The sequence below is a fragment of the Massilia hydrophila genome (assembly GCF_020208145.1).
GTDB lineage: Bacteria > Pseudomonadota > Gammaproteobacteria > Burkholderiales > Burkholderiaceae_D > Telluria > Telluria hydrophila.
This window is the reverse complement of record NZ_JAHYBX010000064.1, coordinates 1-442: the sequence shown is the minus strand read 5'-3', so window position 1 is coordinate 442 and position 442 is coordinate 1. Positions and strand designations below refer to the sequence as shown.

At 30.1% G+C, this 442-nt stretch carries 1 protein-coding gene; it reads left to right on the top strand.

Annotation, left to right across the window (positions count from 1 at the left end; all coding sequences use genetic code 11):
- Nucleotides 1-251: 251 nt before the first annotated feature.
- The coding region (locus tag LE190_RS22295; RefSeq protein WP_225240618.1) for a hypothetical protein at nt 252-442 on the top strand (191 nt) is incomplete at its 3' end.

Genomic DNA, 442 nt, shown 5'->3' with positions numbered 1-442 from the left:
ACTAAATGCTCGCATCACGCCACTTTTTAGTATACTGGACAGTATACTTTAAATCCATTCCACCATGAAAATAATAGGCTGTATATCAAATAGGCAATATATCTAGCCTTAAATTTATTCATATAGCTATATATCAAATTTTATAAAAAATAAACTAAATAGATTCTTAGAAGTTGAGAGTTACCTCTTCAATGCAAAACACTTTGTGAAATGATATTTTTTTTAGTAAATTTATATTAAAACATTAACGAATGCTAATACAATTTGGAATAGACTATGGGCTAAAGCCTAAATTCGGAATAATTGGTGATATCAGTTTTCAAGAAAATTATGATAAAGCAAAATGCAAAGGCTTAGTTTACGTCCATTGTCCAGATAGCACAGGAAAGGAAATGCCTTGCGAGTTTGGTTTTATGATGCAAGAAGAACGGTATGCTGAAAA